The organism is Psychrobacter sp. CoH-33_TS_01, from assembly GCF_058189395.1.
On sequence record NZ_JBVGQI010000008.1, the window covers coordinates 107,079 to 126,177 of the forward strand.

A 19,099-nucleotide genomic window follows, 5' to 3' on the forward strand; every position below is an offset into this window, starting at 1 on the left:
GCCAAAAGATGCTTCGTAACCGCATTGACCGTGATAACGATGACCAGTACAGCATGAGTGGCTGTACTGGTTTTTTTGCGTTAATGGGTCTCACATTGTTAGGGGGGTTAGTGATAGCGGGATTGTTATTGCTGCCGGGTCATCAAGGGGTACAGGTTAGCTTTGCCGAGCAGACTTGCTACCTAGACCGAGATAAGTTTGAGCTAAAGTGGCTGCATTCGGTTGAAAAGCAGTGGTGGGTTGAGTCTTATCAAGCTAAGAGCGATAACCTCCTATTGACGGATACTTACCTGCAGACCTTTGGGGCAGGGACGCCTTCCACTGAAAAGGCGCTCAAGAATACTCGCCCTGAATACGAAGATTACGTGCATTATCAAATTAATACGACCCTCCCTTATCTCGATTGGATGGTGTCCTCTAATATCCAAGCCAGCCTCATTCTCCCCAATGATGGCAGTGCCACTACCACTACCACTCAAGGACAACCGTTGCCCGTCTATCAATGGGTCGACGACTACACCAATATTCATATCGCGCCTCAAAAGATTTCTCTATGGACGCGACTGACACAGGAACCTTGCCATGAGCACCTTGCCCGTTGAGCCCTTAGCAGCCGCTACTGTTCCGGACGCTCCTACTGCCGCCCAGCAGCAGGAAATACTGGAAAAATTCGACCGAGAGTCAATCACCCGTAAAGTTAGTAATAAATATGTTAAATGGTTTATCGCAGCAATTTGTATTCTCTATGCATTATTTCACCTATATATTACTTTTAACCCTATGCCTGCCTTATTACAGCGCGCAGTACACGTCGGGGTAGGTTTTGCCTTAATTTTCTTAATTTATCCTGCGACTAAAAGAGGTAGCCGCGACCGAGTAGCTTGGTACGATTGGCTATGGTTTTTAATGTCTTTAGCGGGCGCGGGGTACTTGATTTTTGAGTATCAAAATATTGTGACTGTACGTGGGGGTATTCCCAATCAGCTCGATATTATATTTTCTATCATCACTGTACTGTGTGTATTAGAAGGGACGCGGCGGATTACAGGTATTATCCTACCGATATTTGCATTAGTATTTTTAGCATATCCTTTCTTTAGTCATTTGGATTTTATGCCCGATAGACTGCTGACTCGTCCTTACGATATGGGCGATATCTTCGGTCAGCTGTATCTAAAAACGGAAGGTTTGTATTCCACTGCAATCGGTGCTTCTGTAACCTTTATTTTTCTCTTTATCCTATTTGGCGCCTTCTTATCGCGCTCAGGAATGGGACAGTTATTTAATGATTTAGCCTTGGCATTGGCGGGACATAAGCAGGGTGGACCGGCCAAGGTTGCGGTTATCTCTAGTGGTTTTATGGGCAGTATTAACGGTGCTGCGGTGGCCAACGTGGTCGGTACAGGTGCCTTTACTATTCCTTTAATGAAGAAGGTGGGTTATCACCGTAACTTTGCTGGGGCGGTGGAAGCCAGTGCTTCAGTCGGGGGTCAGGTGTTACCGCCTATTATGGGCGCCAGTGCTTTTATCATGGCAGAAACGACAGGTGTGAAATACAGTACGATTGCCCTAGCGGCGGTACTGCCTGCACTCTTATACTATTTAGGCGTCATCGCTCAAGTACACTTTCGGGCAGGGCGCCGAGATTTAAAAGGGATTGCCAAAGAGAGTCTACCGAGACTGAAAGACGTCATGAAAGCTCGCGGTCATATGCTGTTACCGATTGTGTTTTTGGTGGTGTTATTGGCCAAGTCTATCCCAGTAGGTTTCGCGGCCGCCTATACGATTGGCTTTACAGTGCTAATGAGTATGTTGCGTAAAGAGACGCGCATGAGCTTTATGGATGTGCTTGGGGCATTAGAGGATGGGGCGCGATTGTCGCTTGCCGTTATGGCCGCTTGTGCTGTCGTCGGTATTATTATTGGTGTGGTTAGTCTGACCAGCTTTGGTACCGTTATGACCTCTTCAATCGTAACGCTAGGAGCAGGGTCGTTATTACTCACCCTCATTTTAACCATGCTAGCTTCCATGGTACTAGGGATGGGCTTGCCATCGATTCCCGCTTATATTATTACGGCAACTATGGCCGCCCCCGCACTGGCAGGATTTGATATTCCTATTCTATCCGCGCATATGTTTGTCTTCTATTTTGGTATCTTTGCTAATATTACCCCACCGGTTTGCTTAGCTGCCTTTGCCGGAGCAGGTATCGCTGGCGGGGATCCGATGAAGACCGGCTTCCAATCGTTAAAACTAGCGCTTGCCGGTTTTATCGTGCCATTTATGTTTATCTATAACCCAACCATGCTGATGATTGACCCAGCAGGTTTAGCCGTTACCGCGAAAGAATTCCCACTACCACCGGTTATGGAAATCGTAATGGTAGTCATCACTTCCGTTATGGGCGTTATCGGTCTTAGTGCCGCTGTTGAAGGCTACTTTAAAGGCGTTATGAACCCATTGATGCGAGTAGCCTTGGCAGTCGGAGCTCTATTGCTCATCTATCCTGAGCTTATGACCGATGTGGCAGGGGCTATTATTGTTATCGGCATTGCGGCTTGGAACGTAAAAACGAATAAGTCGGTGATTACCCCGTCAGCTGTTTAGTAGAGGCAGTCTGCTCTGAGCGTTATTAATAAAAAAGAGGTCCTAGCGGGCCTCTTTTTTTATGAGCAGTTTGTTAAGACTTAGTTATTTTAGCTTAGGTATTTTATCGTAGCTATTTCATCTCAGTTATTTTATAAAGATTCAGCAGTTTTTAGGTCGCACTAGGAGCGCTTCGCCAGTCGCTTTACTAAACCCTCAGCTAGCACTTTTACCATCATCGCCTGACTCTGCACAAAGCCATTATATTTGGGCAAGTCATCGTCCATATCTTCGACGCGGCGGTTATAGAACAGATGCATGGTAGGTTTAGGTAGAGCCGACACATCAGGATAATTGCTGGTAGGAACTAAGACTAGTTTGTCTCCTACAGCCATTTCAATACTGGGCTTATTGCAACGGGTGCACAGACCACGGCTGATATTGGGCGGCAGTTTCCAACGGCGAAATTTGGTTCTAACAAGGTTTAAATCGCTCACATCGGGCTTGAGCAATACGGTAACATCGTTAAAGGCAGCGCCAGTGAACTCTTGGCAAATGGTGCAGTGACAGATAAAGCGGCCAATAGGCTTTGCATTAATTGTATAAGTGTTGCTATAACAGGAGCAAGAGCCTTCCTGTGGGGTGAATTCGCTGCTCATGGTCAGTCCTTAATCAGAGGGAGGAAAAGGGCGGTTGTCTCCCTCATTTTCTAAAAGAGGGGTTAGGTTAGGCTTTAGAATATAGCATTATCTAAGCTCGTGCGGTAATGGCTTTTGGCCGTCATCATTGTTATCCCTATAAAAAAAGAGACCTACTAGTGGTCTCTTTTTTATTGCTAGTCAACTTTATTAAGCCGGTATTAACAACCCAACTTACCTTCCGCTTCCAGCGCTTTTTTGCTGCGAATCGGTGCAGGGCAGTCTTCACCGTAGTACTGACGGTCGGCAAAGTAGCTTGAGCGCACCATGGGGCCCGCCCAAATGCTAAAGAAGCCTATCTTTTTGCCATAGTCCATATAACGTTGGAACTCGTCAGGATGGACATAGCGATCCACAGGCGCATGGCTCTTACTTGGGGCTAAATACTGACCGACGGTAATCATATCCACATCATGGGCACGCAAGTCATCAAGTAGCGCGTAGATTTCTTCTTCAGTTTCGCCAAGGCCCACCATAAAGCCACACTTGGTCGCGATATCAGGGCGACGCGCTTTATAGTGCTTGAGCAAATCGAGTGAATGCTGATAATCCGAACCGGGACGGAACGCCTTATAGAGGCGGGGCACGGTTTCGATATTATGGTTAAAAACATCAGGAGCCGTCTCGGTCAAGAGGTCTAGCGCGATGTCCATACGCCCGCGGAAATCAGGGACTAGGATTTCGATTAAGCAATTTGGGCTTAGCGCTCGCGACTCATTAATCACATCCACGAAATGCTGCGCACCACCATCTTTAAGATCGTCGCGATCCACCGAAGTGATAACTGCGTATTTCAACCCAAGACCTTCGATGGTCTCAGCAGTATGGCGCGGCTCATCTGGGTCTAGATTATTTGGGCGACCGTGTGCCACATCACAGAATGGGCAGCGACGGGTACAGATATCGCCCATAATCATAAAAGTGGCAGTACCATCGGCAAAGCACTGCGGCAAGTTGGGGCAAGCCGCCTCTTCACAAACGGTATAAAGCTTCTGTTTACGCAAAGTCGATTTAATCCGAGCCACTTCCGCTGGGGAAGACATTTTGACGCGAATCCAGTCGGGTTTCTTGGGCGCTTCAACCCCCGACAGTACTTTAATTGGGATACGCGCAACCTTATCGTAACCGCGCAGTTTTTCTCCCTGCACTGCTTTTTTAGGTTTTGGTTTGGCAGCTGGCGTGTAAGTTTGTACCGCCGTTTGCTCAACCGTTTTTCCAATAAGGGTGTCGCGCTGAATAGCAAGGTCGCTCATAAAGGTATCCTAACCGTTTATAGCCTATCGTCGCTGACCGTCATGCCTGCACAGCTTGGCTTATAGTTATAGCACTCGCTGCTTAGAGTAATCGCAAGCTTTATTTAGAGTCATGATTTGCAATCAGGGGCAAAAGATATCTGCGTGAAACGGTAATGTAGTAGAGGATGGTCTAAAATCCATGAAGTATTGGCAGAATTTTGATGCGCTTAGTATAACAAATTTGCTCGCGTCTAGCACCCGCCGTGATTAGGTAATGTGCTCAAAAACCCTCTATAAGCTAAGGGTTATAAGCCAGCCAGCAGGGTATAGCCAACATTTTTCTATGAGTAATTATGTAGGTGATAACCTCTAGTAAATGAGATTATAACTGTAGTAAACGAACTAATAAGGAGCTAATAGGCGGAAAGCTAGGCATGTACTTGGCTGATAATATTAACCAGCACTGTGATAGCCAACTCTGAGAGTATGAAAGTGAGATTACGCAAATTTTTACTGGCAATAATGATTGTATTACGAAACCCATTAAGCGTTTTACGACTAAGCTAATGCGGTCATGAGCTACACCTTAATTGGCCCGACGTTATCAAGCAAAAGTAGCAGTAGTATTTCACAAATAAATAGTGAATATGGGCACGTAGGTCATGGGTTTTACAGATTCGGCATTAACTTTTTGACCGATTTAAGCTATCCTATACAGATAATCCATATCCTTATCGCACACTTAACGCAGGTCGTCATCCCGACTGCCCACGCGGTGTGCAACCGCCAACCTACGAGGACGACAAACGTGTTAGAAGCTTATCGTAAACATGTCCAAGAACGCGCTGAACTAGGGACAGTTCCGCTACCATTGACAGAATTCCAAGTCGCTGACTTAACTGAATTATTGAAAGCCCCTCCTGCCGGCGAAGAAGAGTTCTTATTGGACCTATTGGTCAACCGTGTACCTGCCGGTGTTGACCAAGCGGCTTACGTTAAAGCTGCATTTTTGGCCGCTATCGTAAAAGGCGAAACCACTTCTCCGCTAATCGACAAAATCAAAGCCATCGAAATCCTAGGCACTATGCAAGGCGGCTATAACGTCATGCCTATGGTTGATGCCTTAGATGAGCCAGAGTTGGCTGCTGCCGCTGCTGAAGCACTAAAGAAAACTTTGCTAGTCTTTGACGCATTTAACGACGTGACTGAAAAAGCGGAAGCCGGTAACGAACACGCGAAAGCGGTTATCCAGTCTTGGGCCGATGCAGAATGGTTTACTAACCGTCCTGAAGTGCCACAAAAAATGACTTACACGGCCTTTAAAGTTACCGGTGAGACCAACACTGATGACTTGTCGCCAGCACAGGATGCTTGGAGTCGTCCAGACATCCCATTGCATTCACTAGCGATGCATAAAAACTCTCGTGACGGCATTGTTGCTGACGAAGAGGGCGTTCGTGGTCCAATGACTATGATCGAACAGCTCAAGCAAAAAGGCCATCAATTGGCTTATGTTGGTGACGTTGTTGGTACTGGTTCTAGCCGTAAGTCTGCGACCAACTCAGTACTATGGCTCATGGGTGATGATATTCCTAACGTCCCGAACAAGCGTGGCGGCGGTCTAGTTCTAGGTAGCAAAATCGCTCCTATCTTCTTTAACACTATGGAAGACTCTGGCGCCTTGCCAATCGAAGACGTCAATGTCGACAACATCGAAATGGGTGACGTGTTTGATATCTACCCACACGATGGCAAAATTACTAAGCACGACTCTGACGAAGTATTGTCTACGTTTGAGCTAAACTCACCAACGTTACTTGATGAAGTGCGTGCCGGTGGCCGTATTCCATTAATCGTAGGTCGTGGTCTAACCAACCGTGCTCGTGAGTATATGGGCCTTGCTCATTCAGACGTATTCGCGAAGCCAGATCAGCCTGCTGATACCGGTAAAGGCTATACGCTAGCACAGAAAATGGTCGGTAAAGCTTGTGGTCTAGAGGGCGTACGTCCTGGTATGTACTGTGAGCCTAAGATGACTACTGTCGGCAGCCAGGATACTACGGGTCCAATGACCCGTGATGAGCTAAAAGACATGGCTTGCCTAGGTTTCCAAGCCGACCTAGTGATGCAGTCTTTCTGTCACACTGCTGCTTATCCAAAGCCAGTTGACGTTGAAACTCAACACACGCTCCCTGATTTTATCATGAACCGTGGCGGCGTAAGCTTACGTCCTGGTGATGGTATCATCCACAGCTGGTTGAACCGTATGCTACTTCCAGATACCGTAGGTACTGGTGGTGACTCGCACACGCGTTTCCCAATGGGTATCTCTTTCCCTGCCGGTTCTGGTCTAGTGGCTTTCGCAGCGGCTACTGGTGTTATGCCACTAGATATGCCTGAGTCTGTGCGCGTCCGTTTCGTCGGTGAGCGTCAGCAAGGTATCACGTTACGTGACTTGGTCCATGCTATCCCGCTACAAGCCATCAAAGAGGGTTATTTGACGGTTGAGAAAAAAGGTAAAGTTAACGAATTCAACGGTCGTATCTTAGAGATCGAAGGCCTAGAAGACTTAACGGTCGAGCAAGCATTCGAATTATCAGATGCTTCTGCTGAGCGTAGTGCTGCTGGTTGTACCATCACGCTATCTGAAGAGTCAGTGACTGAGTACCTAAACTCAAACATCACCCTACTTAAGTGGATGATCTCTGAAGGTTATGGCGATGCCCGTACTATCAGCCGTCGTATCGAAGCTATGCAAGCTTGGTTAGAAAAACCAAGCCTAATGCGTGCTGATGCCGATGCTGAATACGCTATCGACATGACTATCGATATGTCTGAGATCAAAGAGCCAGTTCTATGCTGCCCGAACGATCCAGATGATGCTAAGACACTAGCTGACGTTGCTGGCGACACTATTGATGAAGTCTTCATTGGCTCTTGCATGACCAACATCGGTCACTTCCGTGCGGCAGGTAAACTGCTACAAGAAGTCCCTGCAGGCAGCTTGAAAACTCGTCTATGGATTGCGCCACCAACTAAGATGGATGCTCGTCAGTTGATGGAAGAAGGTTATTACAACATCTATGCACAGGCCGGCGCTCGTACTGAAATGCCAGGTTGTTCACTATGTATGGGTAACCAAGCGCGTATCGCACCGAAATCTACTGCGGTATCGACTTCTACGCGTAACTTCCCGAACCGTCTAGGCCAAGGCGCAAACGTCTACCTAGCATCCGCTGAACTGGCTTCAGTCGCTGCGGTATTGGGCAGATTGCCTACGAACGAAGAGTATCAGCAGTATGCTGGTATGCTAGACAGCATGGGTGGCGAAGTTTATCGCTATCTAAACTTCGACAAAATGACTGATTACACCGAAGAAGCTGACAAAATTAACGTCGCTCAATTGTCGTAAATCATTTAGTTAAATCGTTCTAACTGGCTTAGATTGTTAAGCCAGTTAGGACACAAAAACCCCGCATCATTATTGGTGCGGGGTTTTTTTATGGGCTATGGGTTAGTAATAGAGTCATGAACAAGACCTAAGACTAAAAGCTAATAGCCAAAAGCTTGGCCTTAACATTGGGGCTCTTTAGAAGTGGAGAAATATGCCTATCAACAGTAGTCACTCTTTCAGGACTATGGCCGTGCCTCTTCCAGAGGCAAAAGCCAAAGCCAAAAGCTCACAATCCATCCCCAGCCCTTCCTTTTCAAAGGAAGGGGACAAACCCTTTTGATAACTAAAAAGGTTTAAAGTCTACTTTCCTAAGATAGGAGTTAAAGGGATTTTCTTTTACTTAGTCATAGGGCTTATAGCTTTTATCTCGAACTTAAATTAATGGAGTATTATTGTTGTAGACAGTTCTGAGATTGAGTAGCCATTAGAGTGTTAATCAACCTAGCGCAAACTTATTTTTAAAAGAATGCTCCCTTCCTTTATTAAAGGAAGGGTCGGGGATGGATTGTACAAATCATTTAAGGACTACTGACTTCAAGCTGTTCAGCAATTACTTACCCTGATAAACCGGCTTACGCTTTTGCATAAAGGCACTGATGCCTTCTTTAAAGTCTTCGGTCTGCGCCAACATGGTTTGCTGCTGCACTTCCATATCGAGGGCTTCATTAAGACCCATAAAGGCATGCGTATTGATCATATGCTTCATCGAGGCCAAGGCTTTGCCTGGTAGCGCGCTTAGGCGCTGAGCCAATGCCCAAACATGGTCGTCCAGCTCATCTGCACTTACTACGGCATTCACGAGATCTAAGCGTGCCATATCTTCGGCTTTTAGCTTATCGCCTAACATGACCAGTTCAGTGGTCTTCGCCGCGCCAATTAATTGATTCAGTAGATAGATACCACCGGCATCAGGAATCAGACCGATATTCACAAAGGCTTCCACGAATTTAGCGTTGTCCGCTGCAATACGGAAATCACAGGTCAATGCTAGGTTCATTGCAGCACCGGCGACCGCCCCTTCCAACTTAGCTATAATAGGTTTATGGATATCGCGTAGCTTTAGGCTGACATCACCGGCTTCAGCGACCATAAAGTTCAATTTATTGGCCAGCGCATCGCCTTCCATACCGTCTTCTAACATCTCACCGATATGTCCACCACTGGAGAAATGACCACCGGCACCGGCTAAAATAATTACCCGCACTTGCTCATCTTCTTGCGCTTGGATAAGGGCATCCATCATGGCAGCTTTGAGCTTGGTGCTAAAAGCATTCAGCGTCTTAGGGTCATTCATGGTGATGGTGGCGATATGCTCTTCGACCTGGTATTGCACTAGATTTTCAGACATAAAATTTCCTTTTAAGTAATTCATAATTAAGTGATTTGAGAGATATTGAGCAATTTATCAAAGCGATACAAATACACTCATTACTATAGCAGCTTGGGCTTATAAGGAAAGTGGGTTTTGTGGGCGGGTGGGGTGGATTTATTCTTTCGCGGGTGTCACGCACGCTATTATTAATAATTAATCAAAACCGAGCGATAACGTAATAGAGTTTCAAACAGTCTGTTGGGTGTCGCAAGCTTCACCCAACCTACCTTTAAAAACCTATTTTTTGCTAAATTCTCGCAACACCGCTACAAAACCATCAATTTGCGCCTGAGGCGTCGCCCAAGAGGTAACAAAACGTACGACACTGTGATTATTATCTAAATTTCCTAAATCGCTAATTAGTGTGTATTTTTAAAGCAAGCTATAAGTTGCTTAAGCACAAAAAAGCAATTAATATGTTTCTAATAGTATTAGATTAAGACAAATTATGAGCCCTTTACACTCTCAACTAAAAAAACGCCGGACTGCATTAGGACTTAAACAAAGCGATATGCTGATGCGTACCGGTATCTCCAGACAGCAGTACCAGCAGATTGAGTCTAAGGGTAATCCTCGGCTAAATACGCTTGAACTAGTAGCGCAAGGGTTACAGTGTGAGCTTATGCTCATTCCCAAAGATAAAGTGGCGCAAGTACAAGCTATTTTAGAAGGGATCGTTTTAGACAGCGCTGAAGCAAGTCATACAATAATAGGCAGTGATAGCTCGTCTCATGGTACTCAGCAATCAATGGACTATAAGGATTTGATTGATAACCCATGGCGAGACCTATTGGGAGAAAGCGATTGAAAGCCATTCAGGAAGTGAACTTTCTTAGGTTATCTTTACATGGCAGCGTAGTCGGCTATTTAGCGGGGCTACAACAGGGGAAAAATATACTGAGTTTTGCCCCTGAGTTTATAACTAATGAAAGTCGTCCAACTTTAGGATTAATCACACATCCTAAATTCCCAGTGTCTGCAAAGCTACTGGCCCAGCACTGGTCATATCAACAACGACTTCACCCCTTATTGTCAAACTTACTTCCCGAAGGCGCATTACGTTCTCTAATAGCTCAAGCACTAAAAGTACATGTGGATAATGAGTTTCAGCTATTGAGCCATTTGGGTCGAGACTTACCAGGCGCATTAATCGTTGAACCGTTATCTCTTGATGCAATACCCGATTATGTATTAGCCCAATATCCTAACAGTCAGCCTCGAGATATCAACCCTGAATTAATAGAAAACCGCTTTTCACTAGCCGGGGTACAGATGAAGTTTTCCACGCAAGAGTATGAAGGGCGCTACACCATACCTTATGATGGTCAGTTGGGCGACTGGATAGTAAAGACACCTTCCGTGCTGCATCAAGGTGTGCCGCAAAATGAATATACGGCTATGAGACTAGCGCAAATGGCAGGCGTGGATATCCCTGAAATAAAGCTGATACCACTAAATCAAGTAGATAACTTACCTGCAATTAACCTGCCAGATGAGACGCTTGCCTATGCCATTAAGCGCTTCGATCGTGAGGGGAGCTTGCGTGTCCATAGCGAAGACTTTGCCCAGATTTTAGTAAAGTATCCTCATGAAAAATATCGCGGAGGTAATTATGGGCAAATTGCTCGCATATTATATGAGTATACAGAAGACGGTTTAGCGAACGTCCAACAATTGGCAAGGCGTTTATTGGTCAATATCTTACTGGCTAACGGCGATGCCCATCTGAAAAACTGGAGTGTTCTCTATCCAGATAAAGTTACTCCGCGTCTTACTCCTGCCTATGATATTGTTTTTACTAAGGCTTATATGGCCGATGAACGAGATTTCGCTTTAAATCTTGGTAAGACAAAAAATTGGTATGAGGTAGATATGACGCAATTTGAAATTTGGGCAAAAAAATCCAGGATTCCTTGGCGAGCTATCAAACCCCATCTTGAGGACACTCTGGATAAATCACGAGCGTTATGGCCAAAAAAGCTAGAGGACTTACCGATGCTGCCACAGCAAAAGATATTGTTGAACGAGCATTGGCAGATGCTGCAGAGGGGTTTTAGGATTTAATGATATTTTATAGTCATAAATAACGTTGGGAAAAATGCCTAAGCTACTCGGACTGTTCATTCTGCCTAATAGCTTTAATCGCAAAAAGAGAAGAAATTAACGACCGTTATGATGTGATTATCATCGATGGCTATGTATTTTTAGCTGGGATAAGCAAGCCAGGTTTGGGTAAATATCTCTATGATAGCTTAGCCGGTAAACATAGGATTCCTGCTATGGCCACCGTTGTAAACCAGTTGGGACGGAATTGATTGGCAGTTAAGCATAGTTTCTCAAACAGTCTGTTGGGTGTCGCAAGCTTCACCCAACCTACCTTTAAAAACCTATTTTTTGCTAAATTCTCGCAACACCGCTACAAAACCATCAATTTGCGCCTGAGGCGTCGCCCAAGAGGTAACAAAACGTACGACACTACGCTCGTTATCCAACTTTTCCCAAGCATAAAAAGCGAAATCCTGTTGCAAATAATCAATCACCGCTTGCGGTAAAATGGCAAAGACCTGATTGCTTTGGGTTTCGACAAATAGCTCATGACCATTGTCTTGTAAAGCCGTCGCCAGTTGCTGCGCCATCGAGTTGGCATGACGACACATCTCCAGATATTTATTATCCTTGAGCAAGATTGCAAACTGTAGGGCTAGTAGGTAGCCTTTCGCCAATAAGCCACCATGTTGCTTAAGATAGACATTGAAATCTAAAGCCAAGTGCTTATTCGGGATGATGATGACTTCACCAAACATCGCACCCATCTTCGTACCGCCCAACCAAAAGATATCTGCGAACTTAGCGATATCCGCTAGGGTGACTTGTTGAGCGTCACTAGCCAATGCTGCACCGAGTCGAGCGCCATCAATGAACAAATACATATTGTGTTCACGACAATAGGCAGACAGCTGCGCCAATTCGTCGTAGCTATAGACTGTACCTAGCTCCGTTGTGTTGGAGATATAAACGGCTTTCGCGCGCACGACATGGGGCTGTGAAGTATGGCGTTGACGTATTGCTTCGATAGCAGCAACGGTAAGCTTGCCATCGGTGGCATGAGTGGTGATAACTTTATGACCCGTAGCTTCAATCGCGCCTGCTTCATTTACGGCAATATGACCGGAGGTACAAGCGATGATACCATCGATGGGCGAGAGCATAGCTGCGATACAAACCAGATTCGCCTGCGTACCCGTAATACCAAAGTGAATAGCAATATCGTCGGCATTGTTTAAATTCTTATCATTACTGCCAAGTTGACCCCGTAAGATTTCACGCACTTGCTCAGAATAGTCATCAAAGCCATAGCCAACATGTTGCTGCAAATGCGAGTCTTGCAAAGCAGCTAGAATATCAGGATGGGCACTTTCGCTATAGTCATTCAAAAAGCTATAGGTCATCAGGGGTCTCTCTTATTTATTGGTAGTAAGTTATAGTTTGGTTTACTGAAAAAAGGCTCATGCCAACCACTAAAGCTAAAAATTAAAAAGCCCAAACCCGCTCTAAGGTCATGGGACCAGAGCGTGTCATAAAGGGTTTATAGTGGCTAGAAAAATAAAGGTACAAATTAAGTGCTAACAAAGTGGTGAGTATAACCGTGTGAATGCATTAACCATACGGGCCCATACCATCGGTGACCGTGCCAAATACGGTAGCGCGTTTAATCACTTCAGCGGCCCAAGCGCGGTGAGTGGCAGGTTCTAACATAGTATTATTGTATTTAAAGACGGCTTTAGCTTCCGAGTCGAGGATAGCTTGTGCCTCATCGAGGATACTGGCGGGCACACGATAGGCTTGATGCACTAACGGAATTTGTGTGGGATGAATCACCGTCTTACCGACCAAACCTAGCCCAACGTCTTGGGTTAGCTCTTGCATAAATAAGGTCGGTTGGTCGAGGTATTCAAACACGGGCGCCGTCAAATAAAACCCGTGCGGCACAAAGCAGCCGAGCAGCTCATAGATTAGCGCACCGATAGGGGTGTTGTAGACGCTGCTATTTTTTGGACGACGTAATCGCAAAGCGGCGAATAAATCATTACCGCCAATACGTAAGGCGAAAATGGTCTGATCAAAGCCTTCGCGTAGTGCCACAGCTAGCTCTTGGTTGTGAATTGGGTTAAATAAGGCGGCGGTCTCTAAGGTCGGCATCAGTAAACTGTCATCAGCAATATACTGGCAAGCCATTCGCCAGCTAGATAAGCTAGACATATCCACTTTAGGTAAGACATAGCCATCGACCAAATCGATATGCTCAAAGTCAGCCAATTGTCTGAGCATCTGCGGGTGGCGGGGACGCACAAATACCAAGGGTCTAACAAACGCTGCGGGTTCAATACCATTCTCAGCTTGGGTTGCTAAATGCTGTGCCCAAGCGCTCAATAAACTCTGTAATTGCACCAAAGCTATCTCAACGTCGGCTTCACTGACTGCATCCTCTAAGCAAACGATAATGCTATTAATATTGGCTAGCTTGACCCGGCTGATCACTTGCCAGATATCCGTGCGGGTCGCTGGCATATAGAGACTGGCCCCTAACGTATAAGGGTGCATAGCACAGCTGCGTTGTGCAATGTGCAAGTCGGCGGTATTAACAATATCAGCATGCTTGATACTGTCAAAGGTAGCGAGCGTAGTAAGTTTGCTATGGGCCATAGAGGGGATAGTCTTCGCTATTGATAAGGGAAAAAAGCGCTATGGATATATTAAAAACGCTATAGTTATGAAAAGTTTGCATGGAGCAATAGATAAGTTTGGCATGATAAAGGATGCTTATACCCTTTGCCTAGTAAAAATACATGATTTTACTATTACAGTCGCTCTTCTTAATTGACTTAGCTATAAATAGCGCCATTCGTGGCTACTTTGACAAGGTAACAGGGAAGCAACCCTTGTCGAATTAATAGCGAGCCAGTTTTTAGTAAGCTTCTGATAAAAATGCTAAATAATAAAAGATTAGCTACGTTTTTTGATAATGGTAACTGCTTGATAAGGCAAAATTTCAGCGCCTAACACTTGCACATCGATGTTTTTCTGCGTACAAATATGGCGTAATAAGACCGTGTCAGGGTGGTCAGCGGACGCGAGTAGTACTTGCTCAGGGTCGCGGCGTAATAGGGCACGCGTTGCTTCAGCGATGGTAGGCTTAATTCTATTCATGTTAGCGATATTATAGCGTGTTGCCAATGACTTTATAATCGCTTGAGTGCTATAGCGTGGGGTCTGATGAATAGGCAGCAACGTTAGCGGCGATTCAGCAGAATCTAGTTGCCGTCTGGCAGCGTTAATCGTATCGATAAACGCTAAACTGTGGTCATAATCGATTAGATTATGATAAAGCACGCTACGATGTAGTCCCTCTTTTAAATCTGCATAGGGCTCGGTAAATAGTGTACGAGAAATCAATCCTGAGACGGTACTGCCAAGTAGTCCAGATGGAATGAGCCAATCGTCATTACTGGCGGCTAACCAAGCGACACCTGCAGGATCGGCGAGCGTCACCAACGGTATCGCATTATCGCTAGCCGATTGATTCTGATGAAAGATATTAGCGTAGTAGGGATTACTAGGATCGGCATAAACGGATAGGCTGCTAACCAACTCACCGTAAATCGCTCCTTTACCGGTCCAACCATCGATAAAGACGATAGGGCTGTCAGGGTGTTGCGATAGGATAGTGTGCATAGCGACAGGGTCGAGGCCACGGTCACGGATAATGCTCATGCCATAGTGCTTACTGGGTAGCGCATAAGGGCTAGTTTTATCACTTAGTGCTCGTTGTAATAGTACGCCAACCGGCAGACCCGCCCGCACTAAACTCACTAGAAGCAACGGCGCTGACATCGTTACCTTTACTTTAAATACATCATGCAACGTATACGCTAAGTTGCCAATGTCCGTTGCCATACGTATATGGCCTTGTTCTAAGGCCTGCTGAAATAGGTGCTCATGGGTAGCGGTCGGTGGCTGCTCTAAAGTCAGCATGTCTGAATAGTGCTGTTCACCCGACTGAATCAGCGCTTCTTTTTGCTGCACTGGCACATTAGCGACGCTAGACTCGTCGACGATATCGAGTAGTAAGGTAACGTCACTGGCAAGGTAGCTGCCGGATTGGGCGGTAAGGGTCGGGGTCTTCGCTAGCGTCATAAGATTTTAGTCAGTATCAGATAATTTTTAAGAGAATAATAAGCCCCCCTTTAGTTAAGGGGGATTTAGGGGGATTTTATTAGCACGGTCGCAAAAAAGTGAGCGGATTTAAACTACCCTTTACTCTATTCGCTAAACTTATCATGTAGCTGACCATGATTTGGTGTGCCATACCAGTCTAGTAGTTGCAAAAAGGGCAAGTCAGCTAAGCTATCACCAAAGCCAAAACTTGGGCGCTGCTGGTCTAAGCACTGCTCAAGCAAAAACTGCACTGCATGACGCTTATGCACGCAATGCGGCAGTATAGCTAGGTTATTCGCATTCACATGGATATAAAAATGCTTGGCTAGCTCGGGCAATAATTCAGGTAAGCGCTTGGCAAGAGCCGCCAAAGCCTCATGATCTTTTCGAGTATGTTTTACGGCCAGATAAATCACTAAGTCTTGGTCTAAAAAAGCATCTGAATGGACAGCTAGCTTTAATTGGCCTTCGTACTCTGCGTTTAATTGTTCAATAGAATTTATCAGCTTAGCTAAGGCAGCTTGTAGCGGAGCAAGTTTTCCCTGCATTTGCGCTTGCCAGTCTAATTGATTGCTGCCATCTGGTTGCTTAATCATTGCACCGTGGGTTAGGACTTGCCAACTATTAAATGGCAGTTTTATCCGCTGAATCTCGCTCGTATCACGTGCCGTCACTACTATCAATTCTGTGCTAGCAAGCAACCAATTAAACATTGTCGCTTGGCGCTGAGTCATAAAGCTCAAAGGCTCCCCTTGTTTATTGACCGAAGCACAGACTAAATTGGCAGGCACGCTAGTGGGCAAATTCCAAGCATCAATTTTACGCTGGGTTTGGAATAGGGTATCGTCCAAATCCATTAGCGCGTACGGTTTTATTATAGTATTTATCGAATCGGAGCTAGGCTTAAAGAGGGGAGGTGTGGCTAACGGTTGAGACATAATAACCCATGGTCGCTATAAGCAGAAGTTTGCTGGTCTACTGACAAAAAATATAAGTGTTAGTAAAGGTTGTTTGAGCCATTATAGTAGCATAAAAATATTGCAAACAGACTAGCCGCTGGTAGCAGGGATTATGAGAAAATAAAGGATGTGTTTTGCTAGGTTAGGGATAACTCCGATGCAACCATTTTCTAGCTAGTTTCTATTAAATGGGTATCTTGCCTTATAGTCATTAACAAAGACTAGCAAGCCATACCTTTTTCTGCTAGTTTGCCTCAACTATTTTGACTTTACCGGTATAAGCCTACGAATTATACCGCTGTTCTTATACAATACCCTTTATAAAATAGAGCTTTATGGAAAATACTATGATGAACACCCCGATGGAAAAAAGACCGGTATTCATGCCACGAGTGAATAGCGACAATCTGGTGAAAACGGACATGGTGCATTTTGAACGTCATGTGGGTTTTTCTAGTAAGCAAAAGAAAAAGTCGATCAATGACCATCATAGCGTCATCCGTAAAAAGTATGGCTTTAAGAACGTTTTAGAGATGTCGAGTAAGTCTAAAGAGAAGCTGAGTACTGAGCTTAGCGCCTTTTATTTAAAGCTTACAGATGACAAGACTGGTGAACAATACAGTGTTGAAAACGCCTTTCAAAGCAGTAAGGTGTTTGAGAATGGCGGCCCTTTTCGAGACCTGCTAACCGTATCCCCGCGTCAAGCTAGAAAAGATGAGCGTCTGCATAATTCTGGTGCATTAACAGGCTATGATTACTTCGGCATGGAGTGGGATGTGGGGCCATTAACCACCTTTTATGATTGGTTATATGTGAACGCCCTCAATCAAAATCCTCAGCTTCATGAAGCCGTTATGCAGTATCAGGCCTTTACCGATATGGAATTTAACCCTAAGAAATCCATCCATTGTCAGGCTTATTCTTTAGCGATGTTTGTGGCGCTGAAAAAGCGCGATTTGCTAGATAAGATTGCAGACCCTGTAGACTTTTTTGAGCTATATAGTGAGTTTGATATGAGTAATACCGAGCACTTATTAGAAGACGGTTGGTTTTAATAAGTCGCTAATAAGACCTCATTGGTTATTTATTTGCTATCAATCATAGGGCGGCATCAATTAGTCTCAGCCGCCCTATTTTTTTTAACTCAATGAGTTGTCCCATCTAAACCGCTGGACTGACCACCAGCACATTCTCTAAGTTGAGCCAAATAGCATCTACGCTATCCGCAGGTGTCTCGATACACAGCACGATTAAATCCCACTCGTTAGGATCAACGTTATAGACGAAATTTGTCATGCCCAGACCGTAATGGTCGCTGAAGCTGAGCATCGCGTAAATCGCGCCGCCCAAAGCAATCGGCGAGCGGGTTAGCGCGCTAAACTTCACGCTGCTGTCTGTATGAGCGGCTTCATCATCGTCATCTTGTCGACGCTCTAAGTGCTCAGCCAATAGAAACGGTAACCAAACAAACTCATTACTGCCCAATACTAAGATACGTTTTGGTAAGGGAGTGTCTTGCCAGTTCTTCACTTGATAGTGACTGCTGTACGCTTTCTGAAACTGGGCTAAATAATCCGCAAAACCCTCGGTGCTATCTAATGTAGGGACACGACCCCAATCACCAGTACCCAGCACAGGTTGGCTACCAGCCTCAGTAGTATCGACGCTAGGCATAGTAATAGGCTCAGGATTCGCCGCATCGGTCCATTGCCATGCGCCCGATAACAGGTGATGGCGCTCAAATTTGATACCGGGTAAGCGACTGCCAATGCTGTCATCTGCGGCGAACTCTCCCAACGACCAATCCACCAAAGTGGTGAGATGCACTTGCTGCAACTGGTCGAGTCCGGCCTCACGCAGGGCGGTCACCACATTGACACAAGTATTGCCGGTAGAGGCCTCATCGTCGACCATAATTAGGGTCTTGCTAGCGAGCAGTTGTGCTTGTATCACAGGGTCACTACTTTGATAAATCAGGTGCGAGCTGGCATGACTGTGGTCTTCGCTAAAGGTAGTGAATAGCTGGGAGTTTGGCTGCGCATGACGGGTCGAATTCAACAGCAAGGCATTGGGATAGCGTGCTTGCAAAGCTTGATGCACACCTGCGGATAGGCCGACGGCGGTCTCTGCCATGCCAATCACTAAAATAGGCTCAGGCAAGTTGTCTGGCACGAGTGTGGTCAAGTTAGTGAACGCTCGACGCATCAGCTTGGGTGAAACAGGAATATGCCGACCTAGGACTTTGGAGACGAACAGAAACGCTCGCTTGGGGTTGATACGTTGTGCAAAGCCCAGTAAGTCCTCAAGATGATAGCTCTGTTGCTGCAATAATTGGTTGTCTAAGGGCGGTTGGATTTGATAAGTCAGATCGAGATTGCCACGGGGTAGGGTAATGGTGCGTTTGTTCAGAGAAGGGGTTTTGTTATTCAAAATGGGGTACTCGTATTGATTATGGGTAATGTCTTGTTTTATTAAAAAGATATTAATAATTTTAGGTGCTTATAGGCTAGGTTAAGAGGCTAAAGATTTAGGATGGATTGAGTCAGGACAGCAATACTTTTTAAATTAGAAGCCATGCA

At 45.5% G+C, this 19,099-nt stretch carries 14 protein-coding genes; 6 read left to right on the forward strand and 8 right to left on the reverse strand.

From position 1 onward, the window contains the following. Positions 1-8 precede the first annotated feature (8 nt). Positions 9-602 carry a DUF1850 domain-containing protein gene (locus tag ACZ2XM_RS12350; RefSeq protein ID WP_490589002.1) on the forward strand — a complete coding sequence of 198 codons (594 nt, stop codon included), beginning with the start codon at positions 9-11 and terminating at the stop codon, positions 600-602. Next, positions 583-2,607, forward strand: a complete 2,025-nt coding sequence (locus ACZ2XM_RS12355; protein ID WP_490589001.1) for a TRAP transporter permease — start codon at positions 583-585, stop codon at positions 2,605-2,607. The genes ACZ2XM_RS12350 and ACZ2XM_RS12355 overlap by 20 nt, the downstream gene beginning before the upstream one ends. Before the next feature lie 161 nt (positions 2,608-2,768). Here ACZ2XM_RS12355 and ACZ2XM_RS12360 read toward each other — a convergent pair whose 3' ends face one another. Next, positions 2,769-3,245, reverse strand: coding sequence for a GFA family protein (locus ACZ2XM_RS12360; RefSeq protein ID WP_490589000.1), 477 nt, complete (start codon positions 3,243-3,245; stop codon positions 2,769-2,771). Positions 3,246-3,445: 200 nt separating this feature from the next. Continuing rightward, entirely contained in the window at positions 3,446-4,537 is a 1,092-nt protein-coding gene (lipA, locus tag ACZ2XM_RS12365) for a lipoyl synthase (protein WP_490588999.1), read from the reverse strand. A 790-nt stretch (positions 4,538-5,327) separates the two neighbouring features. Here lipA and acnB point away from each other — a divergent pair. Next, on the forward strand, positions 5,328-7,931 hold the full coding sequence (gene acnB / locus ACZ2XM_RS12370; RefSeq protein WP_490589083.1) for a bifunctional aconitate hydratase 2/2-methylisocitrate dehydratase: 2,604 nt from the start codon (positions 5,328-5,330) through the stop codon (positions 7,929-7,931). A gap of 592 nt (positions 7,932-8,523) precedes the next feature. Here acnB and ACZ2XM_RS12375 read toward each other — a convergent pair. Beyond that, the gene (locus ACZ2XM_RS12375) at positions 8,524-9,321 is read right to left on the reverse strand and encodes an enoyl-CoA hydratase/isomerase family protein (protein WP_490588998.1); all 798 of its coding nucleotides are present in this window, start codon (positions 9,319-9,321) and stop codon (positions 8,524-8,526) included. A gap of 472 nt (positions 9,322-9,793) precedes the next feature. Between ACZ2XM_RS12375 and ACZ2XM_RS12380 the strand changes: the two genes are divergently transcribed. After that, entirely contained in the window at positions 9,794-10,153 is a 360-nt protein-coding gene (locus ACZ2XM_RS12380; RefSeq protein WP_490588997.1) for a helix-turn-helix domain-containing protein, read from the forward strand. A gap of 5 nt (positions 10,154-10,158) precedes the next feature. Beyond that, complete coding sequence (locus ACZ2XM_RS12385; protein ID WP_490589082.1) at positions 10,159-11,409, forward strand: type II toxin-antitoxin system HipA family toxin; 1,251 nt, start codon at positions 10,159-10,161, stop codon at positions 11,407-11,409. A gap of 323 nt (positions 11,410-11,732) precedes the next feature. On the opposite strand, the gene ACZ2XM_RS12390 is transcribed toward ACZ2XM_RS12385, so the two are convergent. From ACZ2XM_RS12390 to ACZ2XM_RS12405, 4 genes are all read right to left on the reverse strand, one after another. Continuing rightward, the gene (locus ACZ2XM_RS12390) at positions 11,733-12,794 is read right to left on the reverse strand and encodes a threonine aldolase family protein (RefSeq protein ID WP_490588996.1); all 1,062 of its coding nucleotides are present in this window, start codon (positions 12,792-12,794) and stop codon (positions 11,733-11,735) included. A 208-nt stretch (positions 12,795-13,002) separates the two neighbouring features. Continuing rightward, positions 13,003-13,947: an HpcH/HpaI aldolase/citrate lyase family protein gene (locus ACZ2XM_RS12395; protein ID WP_490589081.1), complete on the reverse strand. Its 945-nt coding sequence runs from the start codon at positions 13,945-13,947 to the stop codon at positions 13,003-13,005. 402 nt (positions 13,948-14,349) lie between these two features. Then, a complete protein-coding gene (locus ACZ2XM_RS12400) occupies positions 14,350-15,540 on the reverse strand; it encodes a cysteine protease StiP domain-containing protein (protein WP_490588995.1) in 1,191 nt (396 codons plus the stop codon). Positions 15,541-15,665: 125 nt separating this feature from the next. Next, on the reverse strand, positions 15,666-16,499 hold the full coding sequence (locus ACZ2XM_RS12405) for an HAD hydrolase family protein (RefSeq protein WP_490588994.1): 834 nt from the start codon (positions 16,497-16,499) through the stop codon (positions 15,666-15,668). A 368-nt stretch (positions 16,500-16,867) separates the two neighbouring features. Between ACZ2XM_RS12405 and ACZ2XM_RS12410 the strand changes: the two genes are divergently transcribed. Then, positions 16,868-17,575 carry a DarT1-associated NADAR antitoxin family protein gene (locus ACZ2XM_RS12410; protein WP_490588993.1) on the forward strand — a complete coding sequence of 236 codons (708 nt, stop codon included), beginning with the start codon at positions 16,868-16,870 and terminating at the stop codon, positions 17,573-17,575. A gap of 106 nt (positions 17,576-17,681) precedes the next feature. On the opposite strand, the gene ACZ2XM_RS12415 is transcribed toward ACZ2XM_RS12410, so the two are convergent. Further along, complete coding sequence (locus ACZ2XM_RS12415) at positions 17,682-18,950, reverse strand: phosphoribosyltransferase domain-containing protein (protein WP_490588992.1); 1,269 nt, start codon at positions 18,948-18,950, stop codon at positions 17,682-17,684. Positions 18,951-19,099 lie beyond the last annotated feature (149 nt).